This is a genomic window from Actinopolyspora lacussalsi, assembly GCA_030803735.1.
GTDB classification, from domain to species: domain Bacteria; phylum Actinomycetota; class Actinomycetes; order Mycobacteriales; family Pseudonocardiaceae; genus Actinopolyspora; species Actinopolyspora lacussalsi.
In genome coordinates this window covers 2,537,124-2,562,193 of sequence record JAURUC010000001.1, presented here as the reverse complement: position 1 = coordinate 2,562,193, position 25,070 = coordinate 2,537,124, and the positions used below count along the sequence as shown (strand labels likewise).

Here is a 25,070-nt window from a genome sequence, read left to right as displayed (position 1 = left end):
CCTGCTCGACTCGTGGTCGGTTGGTAGGGGGTCGACTGCTCACCCTGTATCACCGAAAGATGTTTGGAGCGTGCTGTGACCACCACTTCGGGTGACGATTCGCTGGACGAGCTGGACGCGCGCCTGCTGCTGTTGCTCTCGGACGAGCCCCGCCTGCCGGTGCTGGAGTGCTCCCGCCGGCTGGGCGTGGCGCGTGGCACGGTGCAGGCCCGCATGGACCGGATGATCCGCCACGGCATACTGCGCGGTTTTCCACCGGAACTGGATCTCGCCGCCGTGGGGTACGGGCTGACCGCGTTCGCGGTGTTGGAGATCGCTCAGGGGCAGCGCGGTTCGGTGGCCGAGCAGCTGTCCGCGATAGACGAGGTCTGCGAAGTACACGCCACCACCGGACAGGGTGATCTGTTCGTGCGCATGGTCGCGCGGTCCAACGACGACCTGCAGCGCGTCATCGATCGGGTGGTGGCGGTAACCGGTGTGTTGCGCACTTCCACTTCCATCGCACTGTCCACACCGGTGCCTCCCCGCGTGCGCCCGTTGCTGGAGCGCCTGGCCGATTCCGAGTGACCGATCCGGGGCCGCTGCTCGAGGTGTCCCGCGACGCGGCGGGGCAACCCGCTCACGTGCCGATGCCCGTGCGGCGAGCGAGCCGCTCCGCGATGTGTTCCGGGAGGGATTCGCGACGGGGAGGACCCGCCAAACCGAAGTTAACCGCCCCTGCGCCGGGGCGGTTGATGGTCGTTACCCGATGTCGCGGCCCCGGAACGAGAGCCGATGGGAGGTTCCGCCGAGCGAGCTACCCGTCGGTCCGACCGGAAAACCTCGATCAGCCCTGGAACGGCTCCGCCTTGATCAGTGTCACCTGCATCTTGCCGCCGTTGGGCAGGTCGTACTCGCAGACGTCGCCCTCGGCGGCGTCCAGCAGAGCCTTGCCGAGCGGCGAGCTGGGGGAATAGACCTCCAGATCACCGTGGGCGCCTTCCTCGCGGTTGGCGAGCAGGAATTTCTCCTCCTCGTTCTCGCCCTCGAACCGCACGGTCAGCACCGAGCCGGGACGTGCCACACCGGACTCGGTCGGAACGTCGCCGACCTTGGCGTTGCGCAGCAACTCCTGCAGCTGGCGGATACGTCCCTCCAGCTGTCCCTGCTCCTCGCGCGCGGCGTGGTATCCGCCGTTCTCCTTGAGGTCGCCCTCTTCGCGAGCTTCGTTGATCTTCGCAGCGATCGCCGGGCGCTCGGCCACGAGCTCGTCCAGCTCACCCTTGAGCCGGTCGTAAGCATCTTGGGTCAGCCAGGTCGCCTGGGTATCGCTCACGGTCACCACTCCTCGTCGACTGCGGTTCCGCGTTCCGCGGACCGATAGCTTTCGCACTCCGAAGAGTTCGGAATGGAAAAACACGGCCCGTGCGGGGCCGTGCTGGTAGCGACAATAACACGAGTAAAGGGGTGTTGTGGGGTATTCAGCCGGTACCACCGGAGTGACGTGGCGAGTTCACCCGGATGGCCGTGCACCCTCCCGGAGATAATTCGGCACATCGTAGGAACAGCCGAAAACCTCACCGGTAACCGGCTGCTCCGAGGTCCGCAGTACCGTCTCGACGTGGGTGGTCGTCTCCCCGGGCGGGAGATAGACCTCCTTGCGTCCCGCCTCCTTGCCCGAGATCCCGCGGGAACGCACCACGCATTCCGCCGGCTCGGAGGGGTCGTCGCGACGCACCTCCAGCGTGATGTGCACGGTGTTGTCGTCGCGGAGGTCGAACTGGGAGGCCTTGCCGTCGATGGGGGCGCTTCCGAAGTTCCGGTAGCCCGCGACCGCGAGCACGATCCCGAGTGCCAGTACCAGCGCGCTCCCCAGCCACAAGGGCCATCGCCGGTCGCGTCCGGAACCGCGCCTGCCGTACCTGCCCTCGGGAACCCCGTTGCCCGTTCCGGGCGAACCCGGCTCGGATGAACTCGTCACGGTCTCAGCCTCTCGACCTCTCCGGTGGTTCTTCCCCGCCGCGGTCCGTTCTCCTCCGCAGGGGGCTGCCGCCGGTCGACATCGACGTTCGGGAACAATGGAAAGCGACCTGCGGTTGAGTATCCCTGGGGCGTACCGCCCGGAGTTCGCGGGGGGCGGTACAGGTGTCGACAGCCAGACGGGAAGGGAATACCGGACATGGCGGAGAAACTTCGCCTGATGACTGTGCACGCTCACCCGGACGACGAGTCCAGCAAGGGGGCGGCCAGCACGGCTCGTTATGTGGCGGAAGGCCACGACGTGATGGTTGTCACCTGCACCGGAGGTGAGGCGGGCAGCATCCTGAACCCGGCGATGGACAAGCCGGGAGTGGTCGAGAACATGCCGGAGATCCGGCGTCGCGAGATGGCCGAGGCAGCGGAGATCCTCGGTGTGCACCACCGGTGGATGGGGTTCGTCGACTCCGGGCTTCCCGAGGGCGATCCGCCGCCGCCGTTGCCGGAGGGGTGTTTCGCCAACCAGCCGTTGGAGTTGCCAACCGAGGAGCTGGTCCGGATCGTGCGCGAGTTCCGGCCGCACGTGGTGGTGACCTACGACGAGAACGGCGGCTATCCGCACCCGGACCACGTGAAGTGCCACGAGGTCTCGATGGCGGCCTTCGACGCTGCCGGTGATCCCGACCGGTTCCCGGGCGCGGGTGAGCCCTGGCAGCCGCTCAAGTTGTACTATGGGCACGGCTTCTCCAGGCGTCGAATGCAGCTGTTCCACGATTCGTTGCTGGAGCGCGGGCTGGAATCGCCCTACGGGGAGTGGCTGCGGAAGTGGGACGCCTCACGCCAGGATCCCTACGAGCGGGTGACCACGCAGGTCGAGTGCGCGGACTACTTCGAGGTCCGTGACGACGCGCTGCGTGCCCACGCCACGCAGATCGACCCGAACAGCAGGTGGTTCGCGGTCCCGCTGGACATCCAGCGTTCGGTCTGGCCCACCGAGGAGTACGAACTGGTGCGATCGTTGGTGGACACGACGTTGCCGGAAGACGATCTGTTCACCGGAGTGCAGGAGCGAGTGCACGCATGACGGTGCTCGGTTACGCGGCGGTGCTCGCGACGGAGCGGCAACCGCTGGCCATGGTGGTGGCGCAGGACTCGGGTCCGGGAGTGCAGGAAGAGGGGGTCGGCAAGTCCACCCCGCTCGCGCTGTTCCTGATCCTGGTGCTGCTGATCGCGGTCGTCTTCCTGGCCCGATCCATGACCAGGCAGCTCGGCAAGGTTTCCACCCGGTTCGACGAGCAGCGCGCCGCCGCGGCGGCGCCGAAACGCGTCAAACGCGCCGAGGCCGCTCGCCTGGCCCGACAGCAGGAAGCCGGGGCCGCCGAGCGAACCGAGGACTCCGACTCGTCCGCCGTTTCCGAGGAACCGGGACGACATCCCGGTCCCGAGGCTCCCGGCGGCGAGCTTCCCGACGACAACGCCCCGACGGACGACTCGGCGGGGGACGACGCCGCGGAGCGTCGTGAGCGGGGGCGTGCGGACTGAGCGGATCTTTCCCGTCGAGCGGTCGCGGGAAATCACGTTCGTATCCGAGTGGAACGGGCCGCACGAGTGGTCCGTTCCACGCGGCGTGGTCACAACCGGGGGTCCACCGGATCCGATTCGAGCGCCAGCACGGCGGAGACGCACTCGTGCAGCCGCCACAGCGGTTCACCGTCGGCGAGGCGATCGAGCGCTTCGAGCCCCAGGCCGTGCTCCCGCAACGCGAGCGATCGCTTCCTGCCCAGTGAGCGCTTCCGCAGCCGCTCCAGGTTGTGCGGCTCGGTGTACTCCGGTCCGTAGACCAGCCGCAGGTACTCCCGGCCCCGCACCTTCACCCCGGGCTGGACCAGCCCGTTCCGGCCGCGCGGTGCCGCCGTGCGCGGTTTGACGACCATGCCCTCCCCGCCCTCGGCGGTCAGCTCCTCCCACCAGGCGGTGGCCGCGGCCACCGAGCCGGCGTCGTCGATGTCGACCGCGCGTCGTCGAGTCGTGCGGAACAGCCCCGGATCCGCCTCGGCGAGCCGGTCGGCGGTTGTCAGGTGCCACTCCTGCTCGGTTTCGCGATACGCCCGTCCCTCGCTCGCCAGGACCCGGAACGGTGCGAGCCGTATCCCCTCGGTTCCGTCCACGGGGTGGCAGTACGAGCGGTAAGCCGTGCGAAAGCGCTCGACATCGGTTTGCCTGGCCTCGAACCTGGTTCGCAACGCGGTCACGTCGAGCCCGCGCCGCTCCGCCTCGCGCAGACCTCGCAGCGTGCTCCGCAACGTGCTGTCGCCTGCCGTGGCCGTGCCCGCGTACCGCTCGTCGATCAGACCCGCCGCCTTGGCGTTCCAGGGCAGCAACTCCGTGTCCAGCAGTAACCAATCGGTGTCGAGCTCTTCCCACAGGCCGGTCCGGCCCACGGCGGCGTGGACTCGCGCGAGCAGCGTGGTCGAGGTCGCCTCGTCGAAGAACGCCCGCCCGGTGCGGGTGTGGATCGTTCCCGGCGTGCCCGACGGACGGGGTTCGATTCCGAACCTTTCCCGCGCGGTCCGGTCGTCGCGGCACAGCAGCACCACGGCGCGCGAGCCCATGTGCTTCTCCTGGCACACCAGCTCCCGCACCCCTTGGTGCCGGTAGTCGGCGAAGGCCCGTTCCGGGTGCTCCAGCAGCTCGCCCTCGGTCACCGTGGAGCAGGGCGGCATCGTCGGCGGCAGGTACAGCAGCAGCCGGGGATCGATCGCGAGTCTGCTCAGCACCTCCAGTGCGGCGGCGGACTGCTCGGCACCGATCGTCACCCGGCCGTGATGGCCGGTGTGCACCACGCGACGCCCGGAGACGTCCCCCAGATCGAGCGTTCCCGGTTCGCGTCGCGGGGTCCGCTCGGCGGGATCTTGCCGCTCGTTCCCGTCCCGGTCGGTCGACTCGCCGTTCCGCGGCGGACGTGCCGGTTCGCTGTACACCCGCTCCGCCGGTACCGACACCGTCTCCCGCTCCGGGTAGCGCAGCGCGGTGAGCTCCCCACCGAACACGCATCCCGTGTCCAGGCACATCGTGTTGTTGATCCACTCGGCCGCGGCCACCGGGGTGTGGCCGTACAGCACCGTCGCGCTGCCCCGGTACTCCTTGGCCCAGGGATAACGCACCGGCAGCCCCCATTCGTCGGTCTCGCCGGTGGTGTCGCCGTACATCGCGAACGCGCGCACCCGGCCGGAGGTCCTGCCGTGGTAGCGCTCCGGCAGCCCAGCGTGTGCCACGACCAGGTTTCCGCCGTCCAGCACGTAGTGGGCGGTCAGTCCGTCGCAGAAGTCGCGGGCACGTCGTCGGAAGTCCGCGCCCAGCTCGTCGAGCTGATCCAGCGTCTCCCGCAGCGAATCCGGGATCCGCACCCTGCGGCCGTCGAGCGCCTTGACCAGTTTGTGCTCGTGGTTGCCGATGATCACCAGCGCGTTGCCCGACTCGGCCATTCCCATGACCAGCCGGAGCGTGCCCGCGCTGTCCGGCCCCCTGTCCACCAGGTCACCCAGCAGTATCGCGCGCCTGCCCCTCGGGTGTTCGGCGTCGACCGCGTTCCCGTCGGCATCGTGCCGCAGCCGGTAGCCGAGCTCGGTCAGCAGTGTTTCCAGCTCGACACGACAGCCGTGCACGTCGCCGATCACGTCGAACGGGCCTGTGTCGGCGCGACGGTTGTTGAACAGCTTGGTCCACCGCGGTTCCGCAGAGTCCACTTCGGATTCGGAACGGAGCACGTGCACCCGCCGGAACCCTTCCCGCCGCAGTCCCTTCAGCGAGTGGCGCAGGTCCTTGCGCTGCCGCCGCACCACACCCGGATCCGGGGCCTCCGGGCGTTCGGCGTTGCGCCGCAGGCAGAGGCTCTCGGGCATGTCGAGCACCACGGCGACCGGCAGCACGTCGTGCTCCCGGGCGAGCCGGATCAGCGACTGCCTGGCGTGGTTGTGCACGTTCGTGGCGTCCACGACGGTCACCCGACCCGCCGCCAGCCGCTTGCCCGCGATGTGGTGCAGCACGTCGAAGGCGTCGGCCGTCGCGTCCTGGTCGGTGGGGTCATCGGCCACCATCGCCCGGCAGTGATCGCTCGACAGCACCTGGGTGGGCGGGAAGTGCCTGGCGGCGAAGGTGGACTTGCCGGAGCCGGAAGCACCCACGAGCACGATCAGCGCGAGCTCGGGAAGATCCAGCTCCGTCACCGTCGAATTCGCGCTCGCGTCCTCGGTCTCGGTCATGATGTCGCGTCCCTGTCGGAGAGGTCGTTTCGGGTGAACACGGCCAGCTGGGTGGGCTGTCCGAGCCGCCGGTCCGCTTCGCCGATACCGCTCGACGTGGCGGTGTAGCCGTGGGTACGCGCCACCCGCCGCGTCCACTCCGCGAACTCGGCACGGTCGAACTCGAAACGGTGATCGGGATGGCGCATCCCACCGGCCAGATCCGGATAGTGCGAGTTGTACTCCGAGTTCGGGGTGGTCAGCACCACCCGGGCCGGGCGCGCGTGCGCGAACACCGCGTGTTCCAGCGCAGCCAGCCGTTCCGGGTCGACGTGTTCGATCACTTCCATGAGCACGGCCGCGTCGTAGCCCACCAACCCCGAGTCGGTGTAGGTCAGCGCGGACTGCCGAAGTCGGATCCGGTGGTTCTCGCGTTCCGAACGCCGCTCCAACCGCAGGGTGCGCTCGGCGGCCCGCAACGCGCGGGTGGAGACGTCCACCCCCAGGATCTCGCCGAACTCCGTGTCGTCGAGCAGGTCCCGCAGCAGTTTGCCGTCGCCGCAGCCCAGATCGACCACCGAGCGGCCCCCGGTCGTGCGCAGCACTTCCAGCACGGCGGCCCGGCGCTGCGCCGCCAACGGGCGCGTCTCGGTGGTGCCGTCGTCGTGGTCGGTGCCCTCGTCAGCGGTGAGCCGCCGCAGCGCCTCGTCCACCAGCGGTCGCGCGTGCACCAGGTAGCGCCCGCTGATCAGCTCCCGCTCGGGGTGGCTCGCCAGCCAGGCCCCGCCCGCGCGCAGCAGTTTGTCGATCTCGTCCTGGCCGACCCAGTAGTGCTTGGCGTCGTCGAGTACCGGCAGCAGCACGTAGAGCTGGTTCAACGCCTCGGAGACGGTGTGCTCGCCGCGCAGCGTCAGCCACCCGTACCGGGTCTCACCCCGGTCCGGGTCGTGCAGCACCTCGTGCTCGACCTCCCAGCCCAGCGGTTCGAACAGGCGGCGCGGCAGTCCCCGGTCCCGACCGTGCGGCACGGCGGGCAGTTCGATCCGCAGCGGTACCGCTCGGGTGACCAGTTCGGGCCGTGCCTCGCAGCGGGCCGCCAGCGCGGTCCGGAACACCCTGCCCAGCGCCACCGCCAGCAGCGAGGAGGCCACGTAGGGGCGGTCGTTGACGTAGGGACCCAGCGCCCACGAACCGCCCTGGCGGGCCTGTCGCGCCAGCTCCACCGGATCGGTCTCCAGCAGCAGCGCGGCGGTGCAGTCGTGCTCGTCGGCACGCGGGTAGTACACGTGCGCCCTGCCCGCCGTCACGTCGAAGGACTGTGCCCGCTCGGGGTGCTTGTGCAGCAGGAATCCCAGGTCGCTCGCCGGTCGCTCCCCCATGGTGGTGCTCAACGTCAACAACACGGGCACCAGCATGCCTCGCGGCGCGTGCCGCACGCAGCCGATTTCCGGTGCCAACCGGCCTGGGGTGCCCCGTTCCCAGGTGGTTCGCCGGACTCCGGAACGAATCCGAGCGGGGGAGCTCGATCACGAGCTCTCGGCGTTCGCACCGAGGACCGAGCTTTACGATAAGGCCGTTGAAGATCGAAAACCTTTCCGATTCCGCTTCCGGTAACCGAGCCGGGACGTGGAAACGGCGACTGCGAACGGCGCTCTACCTGTGCGGGCTCGCCGGGGTGGCCTCGGTGCTGTGGGCGGGCAGCCTCGGGATCGACCTGGTTACCCCCTGGGCGCAGCTGTCGGCGTTGCGACCCCAGTGGAACGTGCTGCTCCTGCTGTTCGCCGTGGTGCCGCTGTGGCGGCGACGCTTCGTGATCTCGGCGTTGACTCTGGTCACCACGCTGGTTTCCACGATCGGGATGCTGCCCCCGGCCTGGGGGACGAGCGGTTCGGTCTCCTCCGGTTCCGGCTCGGTCGGGATAGCCGTCTTCAACGTTTTCGCCGACGGTGCCGACCTGTCCGAGATCGCCCGGGAGATCCGAAGCGCCGATCCGGAAGTGGTCTCGTTGCCCGAGGCATCCAGCGGCTATGCCGGAAAGCTGGTCGACAGGCTCGCCCGCACCGGGGACGAGTACGTGTACGAGACGGATGCCCCACTGGTCGGTGACGTCGAGCCCCCGACCCGCAGACGAACCGGTCCGTACCCCACCTCGCTGCTGGTGAAACCGGAGCTTCGACCGGAGTTCGGCACCGAAAAGGTCGCGGGCTCGCTGGGCACGCTCGACGCGAAGATCAACGGTTCGGCGGTGACCTGGCACGTGGCCGCCGTGCATCCTCCGCCGCCGTTTCCGGGAAGGACGTCGGGATGGCGGGCCAGTCACAGCCTGCTCGAGGAGTACTGCGATTCGGAGACGCCGTTCGTGCTCGCCGGGGACTTCAACTCCACGCTGAACCAGGGGCCGATGCGGCGACTGACCTCCAACGGATGCACGGACGTCGGCCGCACCGCCGGTACCGGGTCGAGCACGACCTGGCCGTCCTCGCTGCCGGAATTCCTCGGGATCACGATCGACCACGTGCTCGTAGGCGGTAGCGAGGTCGGCACCGCCGACTACCGGACGGTCGACATCAGCGGCACCGACCACAGGGGGCTGATCACCGAAGTGGCCCTGCCACGGCTGAACTGATCCGGTTCCGGCCACCCGCACGGCCGTTCCCGGGCGGCGTCCTGCCCTCGCCGCTCAGGAGCTGTCCCGACACGGCGAGACACCGACCGCGTGGGCGGGAACCGGCGACCCGTGCGAGTTCCGTCAGGGCTTCTGGCGGCGGGCTTCTCGCGGTGGGGCTTCTCGGCACCGGGACCGTCGGCGTGGGACGCTGCGGGTATGGCACAGCGGCTAGCCCGGGCGACGAGTCCGTACCTACTCCAGCACGCCGACAACCCGGTCGACTGGTGGCCCTGGTGCACCGAGGCGTTCGAGGAGGCACGGCGGCGCGACGTGCCGGTGCTGCTCTCGATCGGCTACGCGGCCTGCCACTGGTGTCACGTGATGGCGCACGAGTCGTTCGAGGACCCCGACACGGCCGGGGTGATGAACGAGGAGTTCGTCAACATCAAGGTCGACCGGGAGGAACGCCCGGACATCGACGCCGTCTACATCCAGGCCACCCAGGCCATGACCGGCCAGGCGGGCTGGCCGCTGACCTGCTTCCTGACCCCGGACGGCGAGCCGTTCCACTGCGGCACCTACTACCCGGCCGCGCCGATGCACGGCATGCCGTCCTTCCGGCAACTGCTCGACGCGGTGATCAGCGCCTGGCAGGAACGCACCGAGGAGGTGCGGCAGAGCGCGAGCAAGATCGTCGAGCAGCTGGCGAGCCAGCGCGCGGCGCTGCCGGAGTCCGCAGTGGACGACGAGGCGCTGACCGCCGCCGTGACCGGGCTGACCGAGGAGTTCGACGCCGACAACGGCGGATTCGGCGACGCACCCAAATTTCCGCCGTCGATGGTGCTGGAGTTCCTGCTGCGCCACCACGAACGCGCGGGCGACACCGGCACCGGCGCGCGGGCGTGGCAGCTCGCCGAGAGCGTGGCCGTGGCGATGGCGCGCGGCGGCATCAACGACCAGCTGGCGGGCGGTTTCGCCCGCTACAGCGTGGACGCGTCCTGGATCGTGCCGCACTTCGAGAAGATGCTCTACGACAACGCGTTGCTGCTGCGGGCCTACACTCACCTGGCGCGGCGGCACGCCGCCGGGGTGTCCGGCACCGATCTCGAACTGCTGCGGCGGGTCGCGGGGGAGACGGCGGAGTTCCTGGTGCGCGATCTCGGCACCTCGGAGGGCGGCTTCGCGGCCTCGTTGGACGCCGACACCGAGCAGGGCGAGGGGGTCACCTACGTGTGGAGCCCGGAACAGCTGCGTCAGGCGCTCGGTGAGGACGACGGCACGTGGGCCGCGGAGATCTTCGGGGTGACCTCGGAGGGTACCTTCGAGCACGGCACCTCCACGCTGCGCCTGCTGCACGATCCGGACGATCCCGAGCGGTGGCAGGACGTTCGGGAGCGGTTGCTGCGGGAACGCGCGGGACGCCCGCAGCCCGCCAGGGACGACAAGGTGGTCACCGCCTGGAACGGACTCGCGATCACCGCGCTGACCGAGGCCGCCACCGCGCTGGACCGTCCCGACTGGCTCAGCGCGGCGGAGACGGCCGCGCGGCTGCTGCTGGACACCCAGCTCCGGAACGGCAGGCTGCTGCGCACCTCCCGTGCCGGTGTGCCGGGCACCGCCGAAGGCGTGCTGGAGGACTACGGCTGCCTCGCCGAGGGGCTGCTGAGCCTGCACCAGGCCACCGGTTCGGCGCACTGGCTGGACACGGCGTGCGAGCTGCTGGACACCGCGTTGGAGCTGTTCGCCGACACCGAGAACCCGGGGGCGTTCCACGACACCGCTTCGGATGCCGAAGCCCTGGTCAACCGCCCCTCGGACCCCACGGACAACTCGAGTCCCTCCGGGGCGTCCTCGGTCACCTCGGCGCTGGTGACGGCGGGGGCGCTCGCGGGCTCCGAGCGCTCCGGACGCTACCGCGAGGCGGCCGAGCTGGCGCTGAACCGCGCTGGGCTGCTCGCTCGGCGCGCCCCGAGATTCGCGGGGCACTGGCTGGCCGCCGCCGAGGCGAGCAGGCACGGGCCGCTGCAGATCGCCGTGGCCGGTCCCGCCGACAGCGACCGGGCCGAGCTGATCACCACCGCCCGTCGCCATTCGCCGGGTGGCGCGGTGGCCGTGGCGGGGGAACCCGAGGACGCGGAGGTTCCGCTGCTGGCCGACCGGGGACTGCTGGAGGGGTCCGCCGCGGCCTACGTCTGCAGGGGCTACGTGTGCGATCGGCCCGTCGGCAGCGCGGCGGAGCTGCTGGCGACGCTGCGCGGCTGAGCACGCCCACTCGACACCGGCCGTCCCGAGGCGGGAGCGTCCGGGAGGCTCCCGCCTCCGGAGGGGGCTACATCGGTCTCTCCCGGGCGGGGCCGACCGGAAGGATCCTGTTCAGGAGTACAGCGCCAGCCAGATGGCGATGTGGTGGCAGACCGCGGCCGCCGAGACCGCCGCGTGGAAGAACTCGTGGTAGCCGAACACCCTCGGCCACGGATCGGGGCGGCGCAGCGCGTAGCAGATCGCACCCCCGGTGTAGAGCACGCCGCCGACCACCAGCAGCACCAACGCCGTGGCCCCGGCGTTGGCCAGCAGGTCGGGCAGCACGAAGACCGCGACCCACCCGAGGGCGATGTAGACGGGTACCCCGACCCAGCGCGGGCCGTTCGGCCAGGCCAGCTTGAGCACCACGCCGCCGAGTGCGCCGCCCCACACCACCGCCAACACCACCGTCGCCGTGGTCGGCCGCATCGCCAGCATCGCCAGCGGCGTGTAGGTGCCCGCGATGAACAGGAAGATCATGGAGTGGTCGAGGCGCCGCATCGTGGTCCGCGCACCTTCCGTGCGCCACGTCCTGCGGTGGTACAGCGCGCTTACGCCGAACAGGCCCAGCACCGTGGCGACGTAGATGGAGGTCCCCAGCGCGGCACGTCCGGACACCGTGGTTCCGGCCAGCGCGATCAGCGCGGCGCCAGAGACCAGCGCCCCGAGCGCGGACCACAGGTGGATCCAGCCCCGCAGCTTGGGTTTGACCGGCTGAGCGGCCGAGGGCTCGCGCGTGTTGCGGCTCGCTGTTGGCACGTTTCGAGCCTACGGGAGGGAGGCCGCCCCGCTCCGCTCGACATGATGACGTTCACCCGCCCGGTGCGGGACGAGCCACGGCTCACCCGCCTCGGTGAGCTGCGCGCGGAGCGGCCGTGTCGATCCTGCGGTCGCTTGCCGTGCTCGTCGAGCCTCCGAGTAGTCTCGTGGAACGTGGCGCTGAGACTTCGGCTACGAGAGCTTGTCTACGATCTCTACGAACGGCGGTTGCGCCGTCAGCTAAAAGGGGCACAACCCCCCAGACACGTCGGTGTGATTCTGGACGGCAATCGCCGCTGGGCGAAGGAGGCCGGGTTCGACGCCGACTACGGTCATCGTGCCGGGGCGCGCAAGATCTCGGACTTTCTCGGCTGGTGTCGGGAGAACCAGGTGGAAGTGGTCACGCTGTGGCTGCTGTCCACCGACAACCTCAGAAGGGCCAGCAGCGAGGTCGACTCGCTGCTGGAGATCATCGCCGGTGTCGTCGAGGAGATCACCCAGCCCGGCACGCCGTGGCGGGTGCGCATCGTGGGTGCGATGGACCTGCTGCCCACCGAGATCGCGGCCAGGATCTCGGCCGCCGCGTTGCGGACCGAGAACCGGGATGGGATGCAGGTCAACGTGGCGGTCGGCTACGGCGGCAGGCAGGAGATCGCCGACGCGGTGCGCAAGATGCTGCAGCGGCACGCCGAGGCGGGAACCACCATCGAGGAGCTCGCCGAGGTGCTCGATGTCGATCACATCGCCGAACACCTCTACACCTCCGGGCAGCCCGATCCGGAGCTGTTGATCCGCACTTCCGGTGAGCAGCGATTGTCCGGTTTCATGCTCTGGCAGTCGGCGCACTCGGAGTTCTGGTTCTGCGAGACCTACTGGCCCGCCTTCCGGCGAGTGGACTTCCTGCGCGCACTGCGGAATTTCGCGGCTCGGCATCGCAGATTCGGGAACTGACGCGTTCTCGGCAGAGCTCTTGGAACGGGCTCTTGGAACGGGCTCTTGGAACGGGCTCTTGGGACGGGTTCTCGAACCGCGGGCGCGAGTGGCGAAGTGCTGCGGTGTCGACGATATCCGTAGAACCGAGAAGCGGGGCCGGACCGCGATGTCCGACCCCGCTCGTTTCGTCCCGGTGTTTCGGGCCGAATCCGTTCAGCCCGTGCTCAGCTGCCGTTGGTGACCGAGGTGGGGTGGTCCACAACCGGCGCGTTGACGCACTGCGAGGGCTGCGCGTGCAGCGCGTTGACGACCGCGCCGAGCACGGCGACGTTGTTGCCGCACAGCTGGACCGGCAGCACGCTCAGGTTGTTGTCGTTGAGCACGTTGATGCCGTCGTTGTCCTTGGTGTCGGCGCTGGCCATGGGGGCCATGGCCATCATGCCGGCGGCGGCGATACCCACGGCGGCGGCGGTTTTCTTCAGCATGGGGGAGTTCTCCTTCGAATTACACGTCGATTCCGACGCTCTCCGCCTGTTCGGACTCCGAGCGGCGGAGGAGATTTTGTCGTGAGCTGACTCGGAACGAGCCCGTCAGTGCGGAAATCGCTCGTCAGGGCGGAAGTAGCTCGTCAGTGCGGAAACCGGCTACCGAATCGTGTCACGCGATCGCGTGGAAGAAACGGATCAGTTCTCGTTCCGAGCTCTCCGGGGGTAGTTCGGTTCGCCGCTGAATCCGGAGTGGACGGCGGGTAGGTCAGTTCCGTCCACTCCGGCTCTTCCGGTTCCGCGCGGGATCCGGGCTCAGCTGATCGCCTTGGGGTGGTCCACGACCGGGGCGTTGACGCACTCGGAGGCCTGCGAGGACAGCACGTTGGCGACAACGCCGAGCACGGCGACGTTGTTGCCGCACAGCTGGATCGGGACGGCGCTGATGTTGTTGTCGTTGAGCACGTTGATGCCGTCGTTGCCCTTGGAGTCGGCGCTGGCCATGGGGGCCATGGCGACCATGCCGGCGGCGGCGATACCCACGGTGGCGGCGGTCTTCTTCAGCATTTTCTCGCTCCCTGTCGGTACGGGTGATTCGTGGAACGCGGTTCGCACGACGGAACCCCAGAAAATTCCGCCGTGGGCGCGCACACGAAGGAAACCTATCGACTGCATGATCGCGAGGAAAGCTCGATAACACTATCGTGTAAATATCTAATTTGGTTTCTAAAGGTATCTTTCGGGTGACACACGAAAGGCGACATCGATGATCGGAATGATTCGCCGGAACCCTTCCGGCCGTGCGTCACCCTCGGGAGGAACGTGAGCGGTTCTACGGCGCGAACACGTCACGAAAGCCGCGAACTCCGCTATCCTGCCGACATGCCCGAAGCACCGGTCGCCGAGTACCTCCTTCTCGGCCTGCGGTTCGGGCGGCTGTCCCGCGGCTTCGTGCAGAGCTACACCGGCGATCGTGCGCTGCGCGGGCAGGTGGACCGCGAGCCCGCGCCGCTTCCCGGCGTGCTCGCCTCCCAGGCACGCGGACTGCGTCGAACCGTCCGGCGGGCCGCGCTGGGTGCCGACCGTGCGGACTTCCTGCTCGGGCAGCTCGCCGCGCTGGACTGCGCCGCCCGCGGGCTCGCCGGTGGTCCCGTGTCGTTCGCGGGCAGGCTGCGCCGCTGCTTCCAGATCGAGGTACATCGCACCGACCCCGAGCACTACGCGGCGGTCCACGCCGAACTCGCCCACTGGCTGCCCCGGGGCGCCACGTTGGCCGAGCGGGTGGCGAACTTCCGCGAACGCGAACGCGTCCCGGCGGAAGCGCTGCCCGGCTGCGTGCGTGCCCTCTCCGAATCCTTCCGAGTCCTGAGCCACGAGGCGTTCCGATTGCCCTCGCACGAGCGGGTGACGTACCGGTTCCGGCACGACCCTTCCTTCGGCGGGCTGCAGCACTACCTCGGCGGTGGCCGCTCCGTCGTCACCGTCAGCACCGCCGTACCGCACCGGCTAAGCGACCTGCCCAGGCTGCTGGCGCACGAGAGCTACCCCGGCCACCACACCCAGCACTGCCGTGGCACGCTTCCCGAACACGACATCTCGCTCACCGACACCCCGCAGTGCACGGTCTCGGAGGGACTGGCCGAACGGGCGCTGGACGTGCTGCTCGGTCCGGCCTGGGGAGCCCGGGTTCGTGAGGTGCTCCACGGGATCCTGCCGGTGCCGGCGGCGGAGGACCTCGAACGGATGGACGCCGCGCGGCGCGTGCTCGCCGGGGTACGGCGGGACGCCGCGCTGATGCTGCACGAGCACGGCACCGATCCCCACCGGGTGCGCGAGTACCTGCGGTGCTGGTTGCTGCTGGACGACTCGCGTGCCCGGGTGCTGCTGGAACGCCTCTCCGACCCTTCCACCGCCGCGTACGCCGTCGTCTGCCCAGCCGCGTACGAGTTGACCGGTGCCTGGTTGGACGCCGAAGGTCCCGAACACCGCCGCGCTCGCTACGAACGGCTGCTGGATCGGTCGCTGCCGCCGCACACCCTGCGGTCCGAGCTCTCCGGCAGAATCGCCGCTTGACTGCTCCCCGACGTGAACGCCGGGGTTTCCGCCGATCGGAGGGCCGATGAGCCGACGCGCCGTGCTGTGCGCTGGGATGGTCACGCTGGACCTGCTGCAGCGGGTGGCCGAGTTCCCGGGGCCGAACGAGAAGACCACCGCCGAGCGGGCAGAGCTGAGCGCGGGCGGGCCTGCCACCGGGGCCGCCGTCACCGCCGCCGCGCTCGGTTCGGAGGTGAGCCTGCTGACGGCACTGGGAAGTCATCCGATGGCCGGGGTGGTGGCGGACGAACTCGCCGAGCACGGAGTCGAACTGCTCGACGTCACTCCCGACAGCGGAACGCCGCCGGTGGTCTCCGCCGTGACGGTGCACAGCACGACCGGTAGCCGCAGCGTGGTCTCGCGCGCGCCGAAGGATGCCGATCCGGAGCCGGGAGCGCTGCTGCGGACCGTCCCCGACGCGGTGCTCGTGGACGGTCATCGTCCCGTGCTCGCGCGAGCGGCCGTGCGGCACGCCGGACGGGCCGGTGCTCCCGTGGTGCTCGACGGTGGCAGTTGGAAACCCGTGCTCGCCGAGATCCTCCCCCGAGTGGACCTCGCTGTCTGCTCCGCCGACTTCCGGGTTCCCGGCACCACCGAGCTCGACGAGCAGCCCGCCGCGCTGTTCGAACGCGGAGTGGGGGCCGTGGCGATCACCCGGGGTCCCCGCGACGTGCTCTGGTGGTTGCCGGACGGCGCGAGCGGCAGCGTTCCGGTGCCCGAGGTCGAGGCGGTGGACACGCTCGGCGCGGGCGATGTGTTCCACGGTGCGGTGGTTCACGCGGTCGCCGGTGGTGCCCCGCTGTCCGGCCTGCCCGACACGCTTTCGTTCGCGGCCGGGATCGCCGCCGACCGGGTGCGCCGTCCGGGGCGTGGGGAGTGGTTGCGCGGCATGTCCCCTCGCTGACTCGGGGAGGCGGTGCGAACCGGGATCGATTCCGTGCGGTGTGCGGGGTGCGAAACACCCCAGGCCCACGGTCGGGTGATGGGTTCACCGTAGGGGCCGTGCGGGTGTGCACACTGTGGCTTTCGGGTGACGATTCGTTTAATCACCTGTGTGGCTGCCTGCCAACGTCCGATCACACGGGTAGCGTCCGCGGTGACGGGTCGTGCAGTTGCGGCCCGTCCGGGGAGGCCCTTCACCCGTGTCGAAGGTCGGATCGGGCTCCACCGGGTGGCTGCCCACGGCCCGACTCCGACGGGGTGCGGGGCGGCCCGGCCCGCCGACGAACGGGCGCGGTCGCTCGTGCCCGTTAGGGAGTAGCCGTGATGACACGACGTTCCCAGCAAGCGGAGCCCCTGTCCGGTTCCGAAAGCGTGAATTCCTCAGCTCCCGCACCGCGTCCCTCGGACGCGGCCGAGGGAAGGGGAGTGCGTAGCTACGTCCTGGACACTTCTGTGCTGTTGTCGGACCCCTGGGCTTTCACCAGGTTCGCCGAGCACAGTGTCGTCCTGCCACTGGTCGTGATCAGCGAGTTGGAAGGCAAGCGCCACCACCCCGAACTGGGCTGGTTCGCGCGGGAGGCGCTGCGTGGTCTCGACGACCTGCGACTGCGACACGGCAAGTTGGACGAGCCGGTTCCGGTCGGTGAGTCGGGTGGTCGACTGCACGTCGAGTTGAACCACTCCGACCCCGAAGTGCTGCCTCCGGGGTTTCGCAACGAGTCCAACGACGCCCGCATCCTGGCGTGCGCGCTGAACCTGGCCGATGACGGTCACCTGGTGACCCTGATCAGCAAGGACATGCCGCTGCGGGTCAAGGCCGCCGCGGTGGCGTTGGACGCGGACGAGTACCGGGCGCAGGACGTGATCTCCACCGGTTGGTCCGGCATGACCGATCTGGACGTGCCGCCCAACGAGGTGGACACGCTGTTCAAGTCCGGCTCGGTGGAGTTGGCCGAAGCCGCCGAGCTCCCGGTCAACACCGGGTTGCGGCTGCTCGCGGGAACGAAGAACGCCCTGGGCCGGGTGACCCCGGACAAGACGGTGCGGCTGGTGCGCGGTGAGCGCGAGGCGTTCGGGCTGCACGGTCGTTCCGCCGAGCAGCGGATAGCCCTGGATCTGCTGCTGGACCCCGAGGTCGGCATCGTCTCGCTGGGCGGTCGGGCCGGAACCGGCAAGTCCGCGCTGGCGCTGTGCGCCGGGCTGGAATCCGTGATGGAACAGAACAGGCACCGCAAGGTGATGGTCTTCCGGCCGCTCTACGCGGTGGGCGGGCAGCAGCTCGGCTACCTGCCCGGCAGCGAGGACGACAAGATGCAGCCCTGGGGGCAGGCGGTCTACGACACGCTGGGCGCGCTCGCGGGGCAGAACGTCATCGACGAGGTCATCGACCGGGAGATGCTCGAAGTGCTGCCGTTGACCCACATCAGGGGGCGCTCGCTGCACGACTCCTTCGTGATCGTCGACGAGGCGCAGTCGTTGGAGCGCAACGTGCTGCTGACGGTGCTGTCGCGGCTGGGTGCCAATTCGCGGGTGGTGCTCACCCACGACGTGGCGCAGCGCGACAACCTGCGCGTCGGCAGGCACGACGGTGTGGCGGCCGTGATCGAGAAGCTCAAGGGCCACCCGCTGTTCGCGCACGTCACACTGACCCGCTCCGAGCGGTCCCCGGTGGCGGCCCTGGTCACCGAGATGCTGGAGGGTGAGTTCATGAGCTGACGCCGTTCAGGAAAGGTGTGAAAACGTTCCTGAGCCGTCGTATTGCTACGCGGCGTTGGCCCCGGCCCGTTGTGTCGGGGTCTTCCCGTGGCGATACCCGCTGCCAGCATGGCTGGTTTTACGTGGGTTTCCAGCGGGCTCGTTTTTCGTCGCCCCGCAACTCGGGGAGGACGCCAGGCCCGCGAGGTTGCGGGCCGCATTGAGGTCGCGATCAGTGCGGTAGCCGCAGTGATCGCAGGTGAATGTCCGCTCGGACAGGCGCAGTTTGGCTTTCACCGCACCACAGTCGTTGCAGGTTTTCGAGCTGGGGTAGAACCGGTCTGCCGCCACCAGATCGCGGCCTGACCAGGTGGTTTTGTAGTCGAGTTGGCGATGCAGCTCGCCCATGCCGACACCGGAGATGGCGCGAGCCAACCGGCGGTTGCGCACCATCCCGGCCACGTGGAGGTCTTCCACCACGACGGTGTCGAACTCGGCCACGAGTCGGGTGGAGAGCTTGTGCAGCCCGTCGCGGCGCGCGTTCGCCACGGCGGTGTGCAGCTTGGCGATGCGTGCTTGGGTTTTGCGCCACCGGTTCGACGGTGTGCGCTTGTCCGGGCCCTGCTGGCGGGCGGCCCCACGCTGCAACCGGCGCAACTCCCGCTGCGCGGCGTCGAGGTGTTTCGGGTTGGCGATGATTTCCCCGGTGGACAGCACCGCCAGGTGCTTCACCCCGAGGTCAACGCCGACCGTCCCGCCCTTGACCGCAGGCTCAGGTTCGGTCTTGGTGATCTCGACGGAGAACGACACGTGCCACCGGCCGCGTTGAAACGACACGGTGGCCGATCGGATGCGGGCGGTGCCGCGTTCGACGTGTCGGGCGAGTGTGCGGGTGGATTCGTGCGTGCGCACGAGCCCAATGCGGGGCAGCTGCACATGCCGCCGATCCGACTCGGACAGCCCGAACGAGCCGGTGGAGAACCGGCACGACAAGCGGTGGCGCTTGGACTTGAACCGGGGAAACCCGATCCGCTTCCCGGCGCGTTTACCGGTGCGGGACTTGTGCCAATTACCCAGAGCATCAGCCAGATTGGCCAGACCCGAGGCGTAGGCTTCCTTCGAGTTCTCGCCCCACCACGGGGCCACCTCGTCCTTCGCGGCGTTCCAGGCTTTGCGCAGGGAATAGGCCGACCAGTTCAGGCTCGGCGTCAACTCGGATTCGGGCACGCCGTAGGAGCGTTCGGCTTCCCGCTGGTTCAGCACGGCCCTGACCTGGGCTAGGCCCCAGTTGTGGGTGAACCGTGCCGCGCCGCAGTGCGACGACAACATGGCCTGCTGCTGCCCGGTCGGGTCGAGCGCGAATTGGTACGCCTGCAACACCGTGGTCATCGCGGCGGCACCTCCGCCGCCTTCAGTGCTGCTTTCGCCCGCTTGGCCGCCGACCGGCGCCCGTACAAGCGGGCGCACATCGACGTGAGTACTTCGGTCATGTCGCGCACCAGGTCGTCTTCCACTTCGGCGTCGTTGAGTACGACGATTCGGCGGGACTGGGCGGACAGGGCGGCTTCGAGGTGTTCGACACCAAATCGGGCCAGCCGGTCGCGGTGTTCCACCACGATGGTGGTTGCCTCGGGGGTAGCGAGCAGCTTCCGCAGTTTCTGCCGGTTGCCGTTCAACCCGGACCCGATCTCGGTGACCCCCACCGGGAGCAAGTCCTCGAAGGACGGCGTGGCCGGGCGGCGATTTCGCGAGAAATCGACACCCGGCCACGGCCGGTCGTGTCAACTCCGTCCGTCCCAGCGATCTCGGCGTGACTTCACCACCGGTGATCCTGGGCCGGTTCGGTCGTGGTGTGGAGGAAGGCGCGCCAGGCGTGGTGGGTGAAGGTGTGGACGGGGCCGTCGGGGTTCTTGGAGTCGCGGACGCCCACGGCGGTGTCGGTGAGTCGCACCTCCACGCAGTTGTCACTGCCTCCGGAACTGCGACTGCTCTTGATCCAGCCGGTGTCGTACATCAGACCTCCTTGCGGGTTCGTTCCAGGAAAGCCCGTGACTCCTCTGGAGAGAGTGTCAACTCGCACACTCGATCGAAGATTCTGGTGAGCACTCCCACGTCTTCCGCGTCGTCGAGGTAGACGGATGGGCCGTGTACAACCGAGGAGAAAGCTATCGGTGAACCTCGGTCACCGAAACCGAATATCGTGAATCCGCCGCCACAAGCCGGATTCGACACCGCTCCTACCGGCAGCACTCGAACTGTCAGGCTTTCGTGGTGATCAAGCAGGGACAGCACGTGTTCGAGCTGATCCCGCAGCAAGAAGTCAGTTCTCTTCATGTCCAGGATGGCGTGCTCCGCGAGCACGATGTCGAGCTCGCCCGGGTGCTCACTGTGCAATGTTTTGGACTGGCGATTCATCCGATAGTCGATACGCTGTTCGATCTCGGCCGGTGCTGAGCTGGTGAAGATGCCTTCCCAGGAGCTTATTACCGAACGGATGTAGGAAGGCGACTGCAGTAGTCCGGGGACGATGCTCGGTTCGAACGCTTTGATCTCGGTCGCGTTGCTTTCCAGGTCGGCGAACCGCTGGTAGGCGTCGGGCAGCGTGTCCACGTACGCCCTGCGTTTCTGGCGTTTTCGGGCCGAGCTCGCCAGCGCTCGTACCGTTTCCCGTTCCTGAGGCTCTACCGAGTAGAGATCGAGCAGGCTGTCGAGGCTGTCCGGTGGCAGGGTTCCCTCGCCGTCCTCGATCTGGACCAACCGCGAGCGCGCCTTGCCGATCTCCTGCGCAGCGGCGTGCTGTGATTTGCCTGCTTGTTCCCGGAGTCGACGCAGGGTGAGCCCCAGTTGCCGCCGCTCGAACGTCTGACGGGCACGGCCCATGCGCTTCCTCTCGTAACTCACCCGATCAGATGGCTGTCAAAGACTGACGGTCAGTCTTATCTTGGTTGTGGTGGCCACCATTCCTGTCAGCTCGATCAATCATCGTATCGACCAGCAAGGAGCGTGGATCATGAGTCTTTACCGGCGCACCGGGGTATCGGTGGAGTCCTATGTGGAGATGGCCCGTGGGGTGGCGGTTCGCTGTGAGGTGGACCGGCTAAACGAGCAGGCCAGCCTAGCGTTCGGTTCCTCGGAGAGCTTCGTGCTCAGTCTGGATCGCGACGCGCTCGAACAGCTGGTGTCGGTGGGCAGTCGCGCCATCGCCGAACTAGACGTCGAGGGCGAGTCGTTGACTGTCATGTGAGCGCGTTGGTCGTCATCGGTGTTTTCGACGGGTGTCGTCGGTTTCGTGAGTTGAACCGACGACACCGTCTCGACGCGTTGTTGTCACTGGAAACGGTCCTATTCGGTCGGTTCGGTCGTGGCGCGGAGGAAGGAGTGCCAGGCGTGGTGGGTGAAGGTGTGGACGGGGCCGTCGGGGTTCTTGGAGTCGCGGACGCCCACGGCGGTGTCGGTGAGTCGCACCTCCACGCAGTTGTCACTGGCCGCCGCACTGTAGGAGCTCTTCAGCCATTCACCCTGCTTATTGGTCGTCTGTGCCATGTCATCGATTGTCCCCGTCATGGCGCGCCGAAGCCGGTGAATTCACCGTTTCTCGGGACGAGTACCCAATCAGGCGTCGCGTGCGTGTGAGCATCGGCAGGGAGCGGTGCCCACACGGGCGGTCGCTTACGTCGGGCGCGTGAGTTCCGCCCGCTGTGGTGGGAGCGGGTCTCTCCGAAGAGTGCCGGACTCAGTCGGCAGCTCGGTCGGCAGCGGGGTTCCGCCCCGAGTCGTCGGTGGCCAGTACGCGCCCCAGCAGCTCGACCAGCGTGTCACGCTCCTCGTCCGTGAGGGGACTGAGCAGTTCTCGCTGCGCGTACCGGGCGACCGCTGCCATCTCCCCCGCGAGTTCCGCCCCGGCCGTGGTCAGCGTGACCCGGTGCCGACGTCGGTCCTCGGGGTCGCGCTCCCGGCGCACCAGTTCCCGTTGCTCCAGCTTGTCGAGGTAGCCGACCAGATGACTGCGGTTGAACCGGAGCCGATCGGCGAGCACGTGCTGCGTCAGCGACCCGAAGTCCGAGAGCGCCGTGAGCACCGCGAAGTGCGGTAGCCGCAGTCCTCGTTCGGCGAGCGCCCCGTCCAGTTCCCGGTGGCCGATACGCGCGACGTGCCCCGCCAGGTAGGAGGGCAACGAAAGCAGGCTCGGGGGACGTGTCTCGTGCTCGCTCATGAGTGCAACCCTATCCACCCGCCAAATTAATGTCATACTGTAACTGTTACATAATGACACTAATTTGTGGCGTGGAACGAGCCGTTGCCGAACGTGAGGCGGGTGACGGCCCGTGGATATCGGAGGAACCATGACAGCAACCGTCGTCGTTGTCGGTGGTGGATACGGCGGTATCACGGCGGCCAGGGCGATCGACGAGTTCGCCGAGGTCGTGCTCGTGGAACCCCGCGACACCTTCGTGCACAACGTCGCGGCTCTCCGGGCGCTGGTCGAACCGTCCTGGTTGGACCTGATCTTCCTGTCCTACGACAACCTGCTCGGCAACGGCAGGGTGATCCGCGACCGCGCGGTGCGCGTGGACCGCTCTGCCGTCACCCTCGCCTCCGGCGAGCGGATCGAGCCGGATTACGTGGTGCTGGCCACCGGCTCGTCCTATCCGTTCCCGGCCAAGGTGGACGTCACCGAAAGTGCCCTCGCCGCCAAGAAGCTGCGCACCACGCACGACGCGCTGGCCGACTCGCGTGGCGTCCTGCTGCTGGGGGCCGGACCGGCCGGGCTGGAGCTGGCGGGGGAGATCAAGCACGGTTGGCCGAACAAGTCCGTTACCGTCGTCGATCCCGCGCCCGAACCGCTCTCGGCGGTGCCGTTCCCGGCGGAGCTGCGCACCGAACTGCGGCGCCAGCTCGACGAGCTCGGCGTGGAGCTGGTGTTCGGCAGCCCCCTGGCCGAACAACCGCCAGCCGAACCCGGGGCGTTCTCCGTGACCACCCGCTCCGGCGAACGGATCGACGCGGACCTCTGGTTCCGCTGCTACGGAGTGGTTCCCACCACCGACTATCTGGGCGAGGAACTCGCGGCGGCCCGCCGGGAGGACGGCGCGCTCGACGTGACCTCGGAACTCCGGCTGTCCGGCCAGGACCACGTGTTCGCCATAGGTGACCTCACCTCGATCCCGGAGACCAAGACGGCCAAGGCCGCCGAACTCCACGCCGGGGTGGTGGCCGCCAACATCCGGGCCCTCGCGTACGAGGAGAGCGAGCTCACCCATTACGAACCGGCTCCATCGGGGATCTCGCTACCGCTGGGCCCGGCAGGCGGGGTCTCCTACTCGCCGTCCGCCGGTGTGCTCGGGGCGGAACAAACCTCGCGGCTCAAAGGGACGAGTATGCGCCGCGAGGTCTACACGGCACTGCTGAACCTGGACGGTTGAGCGCCGAAGCGGCGATGCTCGTGAAGTGGTGCCCGGCGAACCCACCGGGCACCGCTTCGTCGGAACTCCATTCCCCGTGGAACGGATTCCCGGTGGGAAAACCGGGTTCAGCCCGGAGTCAGCCACGATCACCGAAGTCCGGCCGTGCTAGAACCAGCCCATGACCGCTTTGATACTCACCCAGATCGCCAGGGCGGTGGTCAGGACCAGGACGGTGTTCTCCGCGAGGCTCGCTTTGTGCTCGCCCAGATGGCTCGATTTGTTCACGAGAATCATGAGCCCGATCGCCGTGATCGGCACGACGACGGCCTGCATCCCGGTGACGAATATCGCCATCTCGACGAACCCGGGCATCCCGGGGATGGGCCAGATGATGGGCGAGATCAGAATGAACAGGCTGAACCACTTGAACCACGGATCGTCGTCGAACTTCCGCCCGAACTTCTCCCGGCGCTCCGGCCTGACCATGTGCAAACAGTCGATGATGATTTTGGGGAAACCGTTCGCGTACCCGATCACACTGCTGTAGAGGATTCCGAACGCCCCGAGGTAGAAGACGACGGCGCCGAACGTGCCCAGGTGCAGCGACAGGGCCTTGGAAATGTCCTCCAGGCTGTTGACCTCGATGTCGTTCGGGCTGAGGATCTCGGCGCCGACGACCCAGACCGTCAGGTTGATCACGATGGCGGCGCAGATGCCGAACAGGATGTCGTTGCGCTGGATCCGCTTGTGGCGCACGCCCTTCCAGCCCTTCTCCTTCACGAAGTAGGGGTACAGGAAGTTGGCCATCGATCCCGCCACCGCTCCGATCAGTGAGAGGGCGACGGCGAAGACCCCGAACGCGCCGGTATCGCTCGGGATGCCGAATCCCACCGTGCCCTTGACGATCCCACCCACGTCGGGAACCGAGTAGATCGCCAGCCCCAGGAAGGCGGTCGTCATCAACACCAGGAGGAGTTTGAGGAGCTTCTCGATGGTGTTGTAGACATTACGCCCGATGACGAACAGGCTGAGCAGCACCACGGCGCACGACCACAGGAACGGATGACCGACACTGAATATCCAAGCGAGGGCCTCGCCCGCCCCGGTGATCATGTAGGCATTGAAGAAGTGCCCGCTGACGAGGATGGCGATGCCGATGAACCACGGGTAGTACTTGGAGACATCGTTGTAGCCCTCGACTATCGTCTGCCCCTTCAGGTTCAGAATCTGATACCTGCCCATGAGGTTCACGATGACGAACCGAACGATCAGGGAAAGGGCGAGCAACCACATGAGGTTGTACCCGTAGCTCGAACCCGACACGGAGGCGGTGACGAGGTCACCGGCTCCCATCATGCTCAGGACGGCCACGATTCCCGGACCGAAGTTCCGGATTCGGCCCATGAATGATCTATCCGGGGTGGCCACGGCCGCCTTGTCGCCTTCTTTTTGTTCCATCAGCAAAAACCTCGGTAATTCGTGGAATAGTAACTACTCGGTGCTGACGATTCGCGATGCTTTCGGTGATCTCCACCGACGTAGGTGAGATCGGGATGCGGCAGCCGCGGCCAACGCTGGGTTATGGAGCTACCCGTTCCAAGGGGGTCGTCCCCGCGATAGGCATCATCGCCTCCCGCTGGGTGCGGAAGGA

24 protein-coding genes and 1 pseudogene are annotated in these 25,070 nt (G+C 68.1%); 11 read left to right on the top strand and 14 right to left on the bottom strand.

The window, feature by feature from the left end:
- Positions 1–75 precede the first annotated feature (75 nt).
- Positions 76–567: an Lrp/AsnC family transcriptional regulator gene (locus tag J2S53_RS11390; RefSeq protein ID WP_456240945.1), complete on the top strand. Its 492-nt coding sequence runs from the start codon at positions 76–78 to the stop codon at positions 565–567.
- Between the two features lie 259 nt (positions 568–826).
- On the opposite strand, the gene greA is transcribed toward J2S53_RS11390, so the two are convergent.
- Entirely contained in the window at positions 827–1,315 is a 489-nt protein-coding gene (gene greA / locus J2S53_RS11385) for a transcription elongation factor GreA (RefSeq protein ID WP_175496626.1), read from the bottom strand.
- A 177-nt stretch (positions 1,316–1,492) separates the two neighbouring features.
- Positions 1,493–1,960, bottom strand: coding sequence for a DUF4307 domain-containing protein (locus J2S53_RS11380; RefSeq protein ID WP_092979640.1), 468 nt, complete (start codon positions 1,958–1,960; stop codon positions 1,493–1,495).
- A 198-nt stretch (positions 1,961–2,158) separates the two neighbouring features.
- Here J2S53_RS11380 and mca point away from each other — a divergent pair, with 198 nt between their 5' ends.
- A complete protein-coding gene (gene mca / locus J2S53_RS11375) occupies positions 2,159–3,040 on the top strand; it encodes a mycothiol conjugate amidase Mca (protein ID WP_456240944.1) in 882 nt (293 codons plus the stop codon).
- Entirely contained in the window at positions 3,037–3,498 is a 462-nt protein-coding gene (locus J2S53_RS11370; RefSeq protein WP_456240943.1) for a hypothetical protein, read from the top strand. The genes mca and J2S53_RS11370 overlap by 4 nt, the downstream gene beginning before the upstream one ends.
- Before the next feature lie 89 nt (positions 3,499–3,587).
- Here J2S53_RS11370 and J2S53_RS11365 read toward each other — a convergent pair whose 3' ends face one another.
- Both J2S53_RS11365 and J2S53_RS11360 read right to left on the bottom strand, forming a co-directional pair.
- Positions 3,588–6,218 carry a polynucleotide kinase-phosphatase gene (locus J2S53_RS11365; RefSeq protein ID WP_456240942.1) on the bottom strand — a complete coding sequence of 877 codons (2,631 nt, stop codon included), beginning with the start codon at positions 6,216–6,218 and terminating at the stop codon, positions 3,588–3,590.
- The gene (locus J2S53_RS11360; protein WP_456240941.1) at positions 6,215–7,654 is read right to left on the bottom strand and encodes a 3' terminal RNA ribose 2'-O-methyltransferase Hen1; all 1,440 of its coding nucleotides are present in this window, start codon (positions 7,652–7,654) and stop codon (positions 6,215–6,217) included. Before J2S53_RS11360 ends, J2S53_RS11365 begins: the two co-directional genes overlap by 4 nt.
- A gap of 119 nt (positions 7,655–7,773) precedes the next feature.
- Here J2S53_RS11360 and J2S53_RS11355 point away from each other — a divergent pair, with 119 nt between their 5' ends.
- Entirely contained in the window at positions 7,774–8,823 is a 1,050-nt protein-coding gene (locus tag J2S53_RS11355) for an endonuclease/exonuclease/phosphatase family protein (protein ID WP_456240940.1), read from the top strand.
- A 198-nt stretch (positions 8,824–9,021) separates the two neighbouring features.
- A complete protein-coding gene (locus J2S53_RS11350) occupies positions 9,022–11,067 on the top strand; it encodes a thioredoxin domain-containing protein (RefSeq protein WP_456240939.1) in 2,046 nt (681 codons plus the stop codon).
- Between the two features lie 111 nt (positions 11,068–11,178).
- Here J2S53_RS11350 and trhA read toward each other — a convergent pair whose 3' ends face one another.
- A complete protein-coding gene (gene trhA / locus J2S53_RS11345; RefSeq protein WP_456240938.1) occupies positions 11,179–11,865 on the bottom strand; it encodes a PAQR family membrane homeostasis protein TrhA in 687 nt (228 codons plus the stop codon).
- Positions 11,866–12,039: 174 nt separating this feature from the next.
- Between trhA and J2S53_RS11340 the strand changes: the two genes are divergently transcribed.
- Positions 12,040–12,816: an isoprenyl transferase gene (locus tag J2S53_RS11340; protein WP_092979811.1), complete on the top strand. Its 777-nt coding sequence runs from the start codon at positions 12,040–12,042 to the stop codon at positions 12,814–12,816.
- Positions 12,817–13,022: 206 nt separating this feature from the next.
- Here J2S53_RS11340 and J2S53_RS11335 read toward each other — a convergent pair whose 3' ends face one another.
- On the bottom strand, positions 13,023–13,283 hold the full coding sequence (locus J2S53_RS11335; RefSeq protein ID WP_456240937.1) for a hypothetical protein: 261 nt from the start codon (positions 13,281–13,283) through the stop codon (positions 13,023–13,025).
- A 315-nt stretch (positions 13,284–13,598) separates the two neighbouring features.
- Positions 13,599–13,850: a hypothetical protein gene (locus tag J2S53_RS11330; RefSeq protein WP_456240936.1), complete on the bottom strand. Its 252-nt coding sequence runs from the start codon at positions 13,848–13,850 to the stop codon at positions 13,599–13,601.
- A 315-nt stretch (positions 13,851–14,165) separates the two neighbouring features.
- On the opposite strand from J2S53_RS11330, the gene J2S53_RS11325 reads away from it, so the two are divergent.
- From J2S53_RS11325 to J2S53_RS11315, 3 genes are all read left to right on the top strand, one after another.
- Positions 14,166–15,356 carry a hypothetical protein gene (locus J2S53_RS11325; protein WP_456240935.1) on the top strand — a complete coding sequence of 397 codons (1,191 nt, stop codon included), beginning with the start codon at positions 14,166–14,168 and terminating at the stop codon, positions 15,354–15,356.
- A 46-nt stretch (positions 15,357–15,402) separates the two neighbouring features.
- The gene (locus J2S53_RS11320; protein ID WP_456240934.1) at positions 15,403–16,281 is read left to right on the top strand and encodes a PfkB family carbohydrate kinase; all 879 of its coding nucleotides are present in this window, start codon (positions 15,403–15,405) and stop codon (positions 16,279–16,281) included.
- Between the two features lie 362 nt (positions 16,282–16,643).
- The gene (locus tag J2S53_RS11315) at positions 16,644–18,035 is read left to right on the top strand and encodes a PhoH family protein (protein ID WP_456240933.1); all 1,392 of its coding nucleotides are present in this window, start codon (positions 16,644–16,646) and stop codon (positions 18,033–18,035) included.
- A 45-nt stretch (positions 18,036–18,080) separates the two neighbouring features.
- Here the strand turns inward: J2S53_RS11315 and tnpB are convergent, their stop codons facing one another.
- The 4 genes and pseudogenes from tnpB to J2S53_RS11295 form a co-directional block, all read right to left on the bottom strand.
- Positions 18,081–19,403 (bottom strand): IS607 family element RNA-guided endonuclease TnpB, encoded by a 1,323-nt coding sequence (tnpB, locus tag J2S53_RS11310; RefSeq protein ID WP_456240932.1) that lies wholly within the window; start codon positions 19,401–19,403, stop codon positions 18,081–18,083.
- Positions 19,400–19,720 (bottom strand): annotated as a pseudogene (locus J2S53_RS11305) (IS607 family transposase); the annotation flags it as partial. The pseudogene J2S53_RS11305 and the gene tnpB, both read right to left, overlap by 4 nt.
- A gap of 110 nt (positions 19,721–19,830) precedes the next feature.
- The gene (locus tag J2S53_RS11300; protein WP_456240931.1) at positions 19,831–20,028 is read right to left on the bottom strand and encodes a DUF397 domain-containing protein; all 198 of its coding nucleotides are present in this window, start codon (positions 20,026–20,028) and stop codon (positions 19,831–19,833) included.
- On the bottom strand, positions 20,028–20,894 hold the full coding sequence (locus J2S53_RS11295; protein WP_456240930.1) for a helix-turn-helix domain-containing protein: 867 nt from the start codon (positions 20,892–20,894) through the stop codon (positions 20,028–20,030). The genes J2S53_RS11300 and J2S53_RS11295 overlap by 1 nt, the downstream gene beginning before the upstream one ends.
- Before the next feature lie 130 nt (positions 20,895–21,024).
- Here J2S53_RS11295 and J2S53_RS11290 point away from each other — a divergent pair, with 130 nt between their 5' ends.
- Positions 21,025–21,258 carry a hypothetical protein gene (locus tag J2S53_RS11290; RefSeq protein WP_456240929.1) on the top strand — a complete coding sequence of 78 codons (234 nt, stop codon included), beginning with the start codon at positions 21,025–21,027 and terminating at the stop codon, positions 21,256–21,258.
- Positions 21,259–21,356: 98 nt separating this feature from the next.
- Here J2S53_RS11290 and J2S53_RS11285 read toward each other — a convergent pair whose 3' ends face one another.
- Both J2S53_RS11285 and J2S53_RS11280 read right to left on the bottom strand, forming a co-directional pair.
- Entirely contained in the window at positions 21,357–21,557 is a 201-nt protein-coding gene (locus J2S53_RS11285) for a DUF397 domain-containing protein (protein WP_456240928.1), read from the bottom strand.
- Between the two features lie 190 nt (positions 21,558–21,747).
- On the bottom strand, positions 21,748–22,227 hold the full coding sequence (locus J2S53_RS11280; RefSeq protein WP_456240927.1) for a MarR family winged helix-turn-helix transcriptional regulator: 480 nt from the start codon (positions 22,225–22,227) through the stop codon (positions 21,748–21,750).
- 130 nt (positions 22,228–22,357) lie between these two features.
- Here J2S53_RS11280 and J2S53_RS11275 point away from each other — a divergent pair, with 130 nt between their 5' ends.
- Positions 22,358–23,437: an NAD(P)/FAD-dependent oxidoreductase gene (locus J2S53_RS11275; protein WP_456240926.1), complete on the top strand. Its 1,080-nt coding sequence runs from the start codon at positions 22,358–22,360 to the stop codon at positions 23,435–23,437.
- Positions 23,438–23,584: 147 nt separating this feature from the next.
- Here the strand turns inward: J2S53_RS11275 and J2S53_RS11270 are convergent, their stop codons facing one another.
- The gene (locus J2S53_RS11270) at positions 23,585–24,877 is read right to left on the bottom strand and encodes an Nramp family divalent metal transporter (RefSeq protein ID WP_456240925.1); all 1,293 of its coding nucleotides are present in this window, start codon (positions 24,875–24,877) and stop codon (positions 23,585–23,587) included.
- Positions 24,878–25,070: the final 193 nt, after the last annotated feature.

What these genes read in the sequence shown, in the direction of transcription:
- J2S53_RS11330 (WP_456240936.1), bottom strand. Translation starts at nt 13,850, where the DNA reads ATGCTGAAGAAGACCGCCGCCACCGTGGGTATCGCCGCCGCCGGCATG.
- J2S53_RS11370 (WP_456240943.1), top strand. Translation starts at nt 3,037, where the DNA reads ATGACGGTGCTCGGTTACGCGGCGGTGCTCGCGACGGAGCGGCAACCG.
- J2S53_RS11290 (WP_456240929.1), top strand. Translation starts at nt 21,025, where the DNA reads ATGAGTCTTTACCGGCGCACCGGGGTATCGGTGGAGTCCTATGTGGAG.
- tnpB (WP_456240932.1), bottom strand. Translation starts at nt 19,403, where the DNA reads ATGACCACGGTGTTGCAGGCGTACCAATTCGCGCTCGACCCGACCGGG.
- J2S53_RS11275 (WP_456240926.1), top strand. Translation starts at nt 22,358, where the DNA reads ATGACAGCAACCGTCGTCGTTGTCGGTGGTGGATACGGCGGTATCACG.
- J2S53_RS11270 (WP_456240925.1), bottom strand. Translation starts at nt 24,877, where the DNA reads ATGGAACAAAAAGAAGGCGACAAGGCGGCCGTGGCCACCCCGGATAGA.
- J2S53_RS11335 (WP_456240937.1), bottom strand. Translation starts at nt 13,283, where the DNA reads ATGCTGAAGAAAACCGCCGCCGCCGTGGGTATCGCCGCCGCCGGCATG.
- J2S53_RS11300 (WP_456240931.1), bottom strand. Translation starts at nt 20,028, where the DNA reads ATGTACGACACCGGCTGGATCAAGAGCAGTCGCAGTTCCGGAGGCAGT.
- J2S53_RS11315 (WP_456240933.1), top strand. Translation starts at nt 16,644, where the DNA reads ATGACACGACGTTCCCAGCAAGCGGAGCCCCTGTCCGGTTCCGAAAGC.
- J2S53_RS11325 (WP_456240935.1), top strand. Translation starts at nt 14,166, where the DNA reads ATGCCCGAAGCACCGGTCGCCGAGTACCTCCTTCTCGGCCTGCGGTTC.
- J2S53_RS11350 (WP_456240939.1), top strand. Translation starts at nt 9,022, where the DNA reads ATGGCACAGCGGCTAGCCCGGGCGACGAGTCCGTACCTACTCCAGCAC.
- J2S53_RS11365 (WP_456240942.1), bottom strand. Translation starts at nt 6,218, where the DNA reads ATGACCGAGACCGAGGACGCGAGCGCGAATTCGACGGTGACGGAGCTG.
- J2S53_RS11295 (WP_456240930.1), bottom strand. Translation starts at nt 20,894, where the DNA reads ATGGGCCGTGCCCGTCAGACGTTCGAGCGGCGGCAACTGGGGCTCACC.
- J2S53_RS11280 (WP_456240927.1), bottom strand. Translation starts at nt 22,227, where the DNA reads ATGAGCGAGCACGAGACACGTCCCCCGAGCCTGCTTTCGTTGCCCTCC.
- J2S53_RS11285 (WP_456240928.1), bottom strand. Translation starts at nt 21,557, where the DNA reads ATGGCACAGACGACCAATAAGCAGGGTGAATGGCTGAAGAGCTCCTAC.
- J2S53_RS11320 (WP_456240934.1), top strand. Translation starts at nt 15,403, where the DNA reads ATGAGCCGACGCGCCGTGCTGTGCGCTGGGATGGTCACGCTGGACCTG.
- mca (WP_456240944.1), top strand. Translation starts at nt 2,159, where the DNA reads ATGGCGGAGAAACTTCGCCTGATGACTGTGCACGCTCACCCGGACGAC.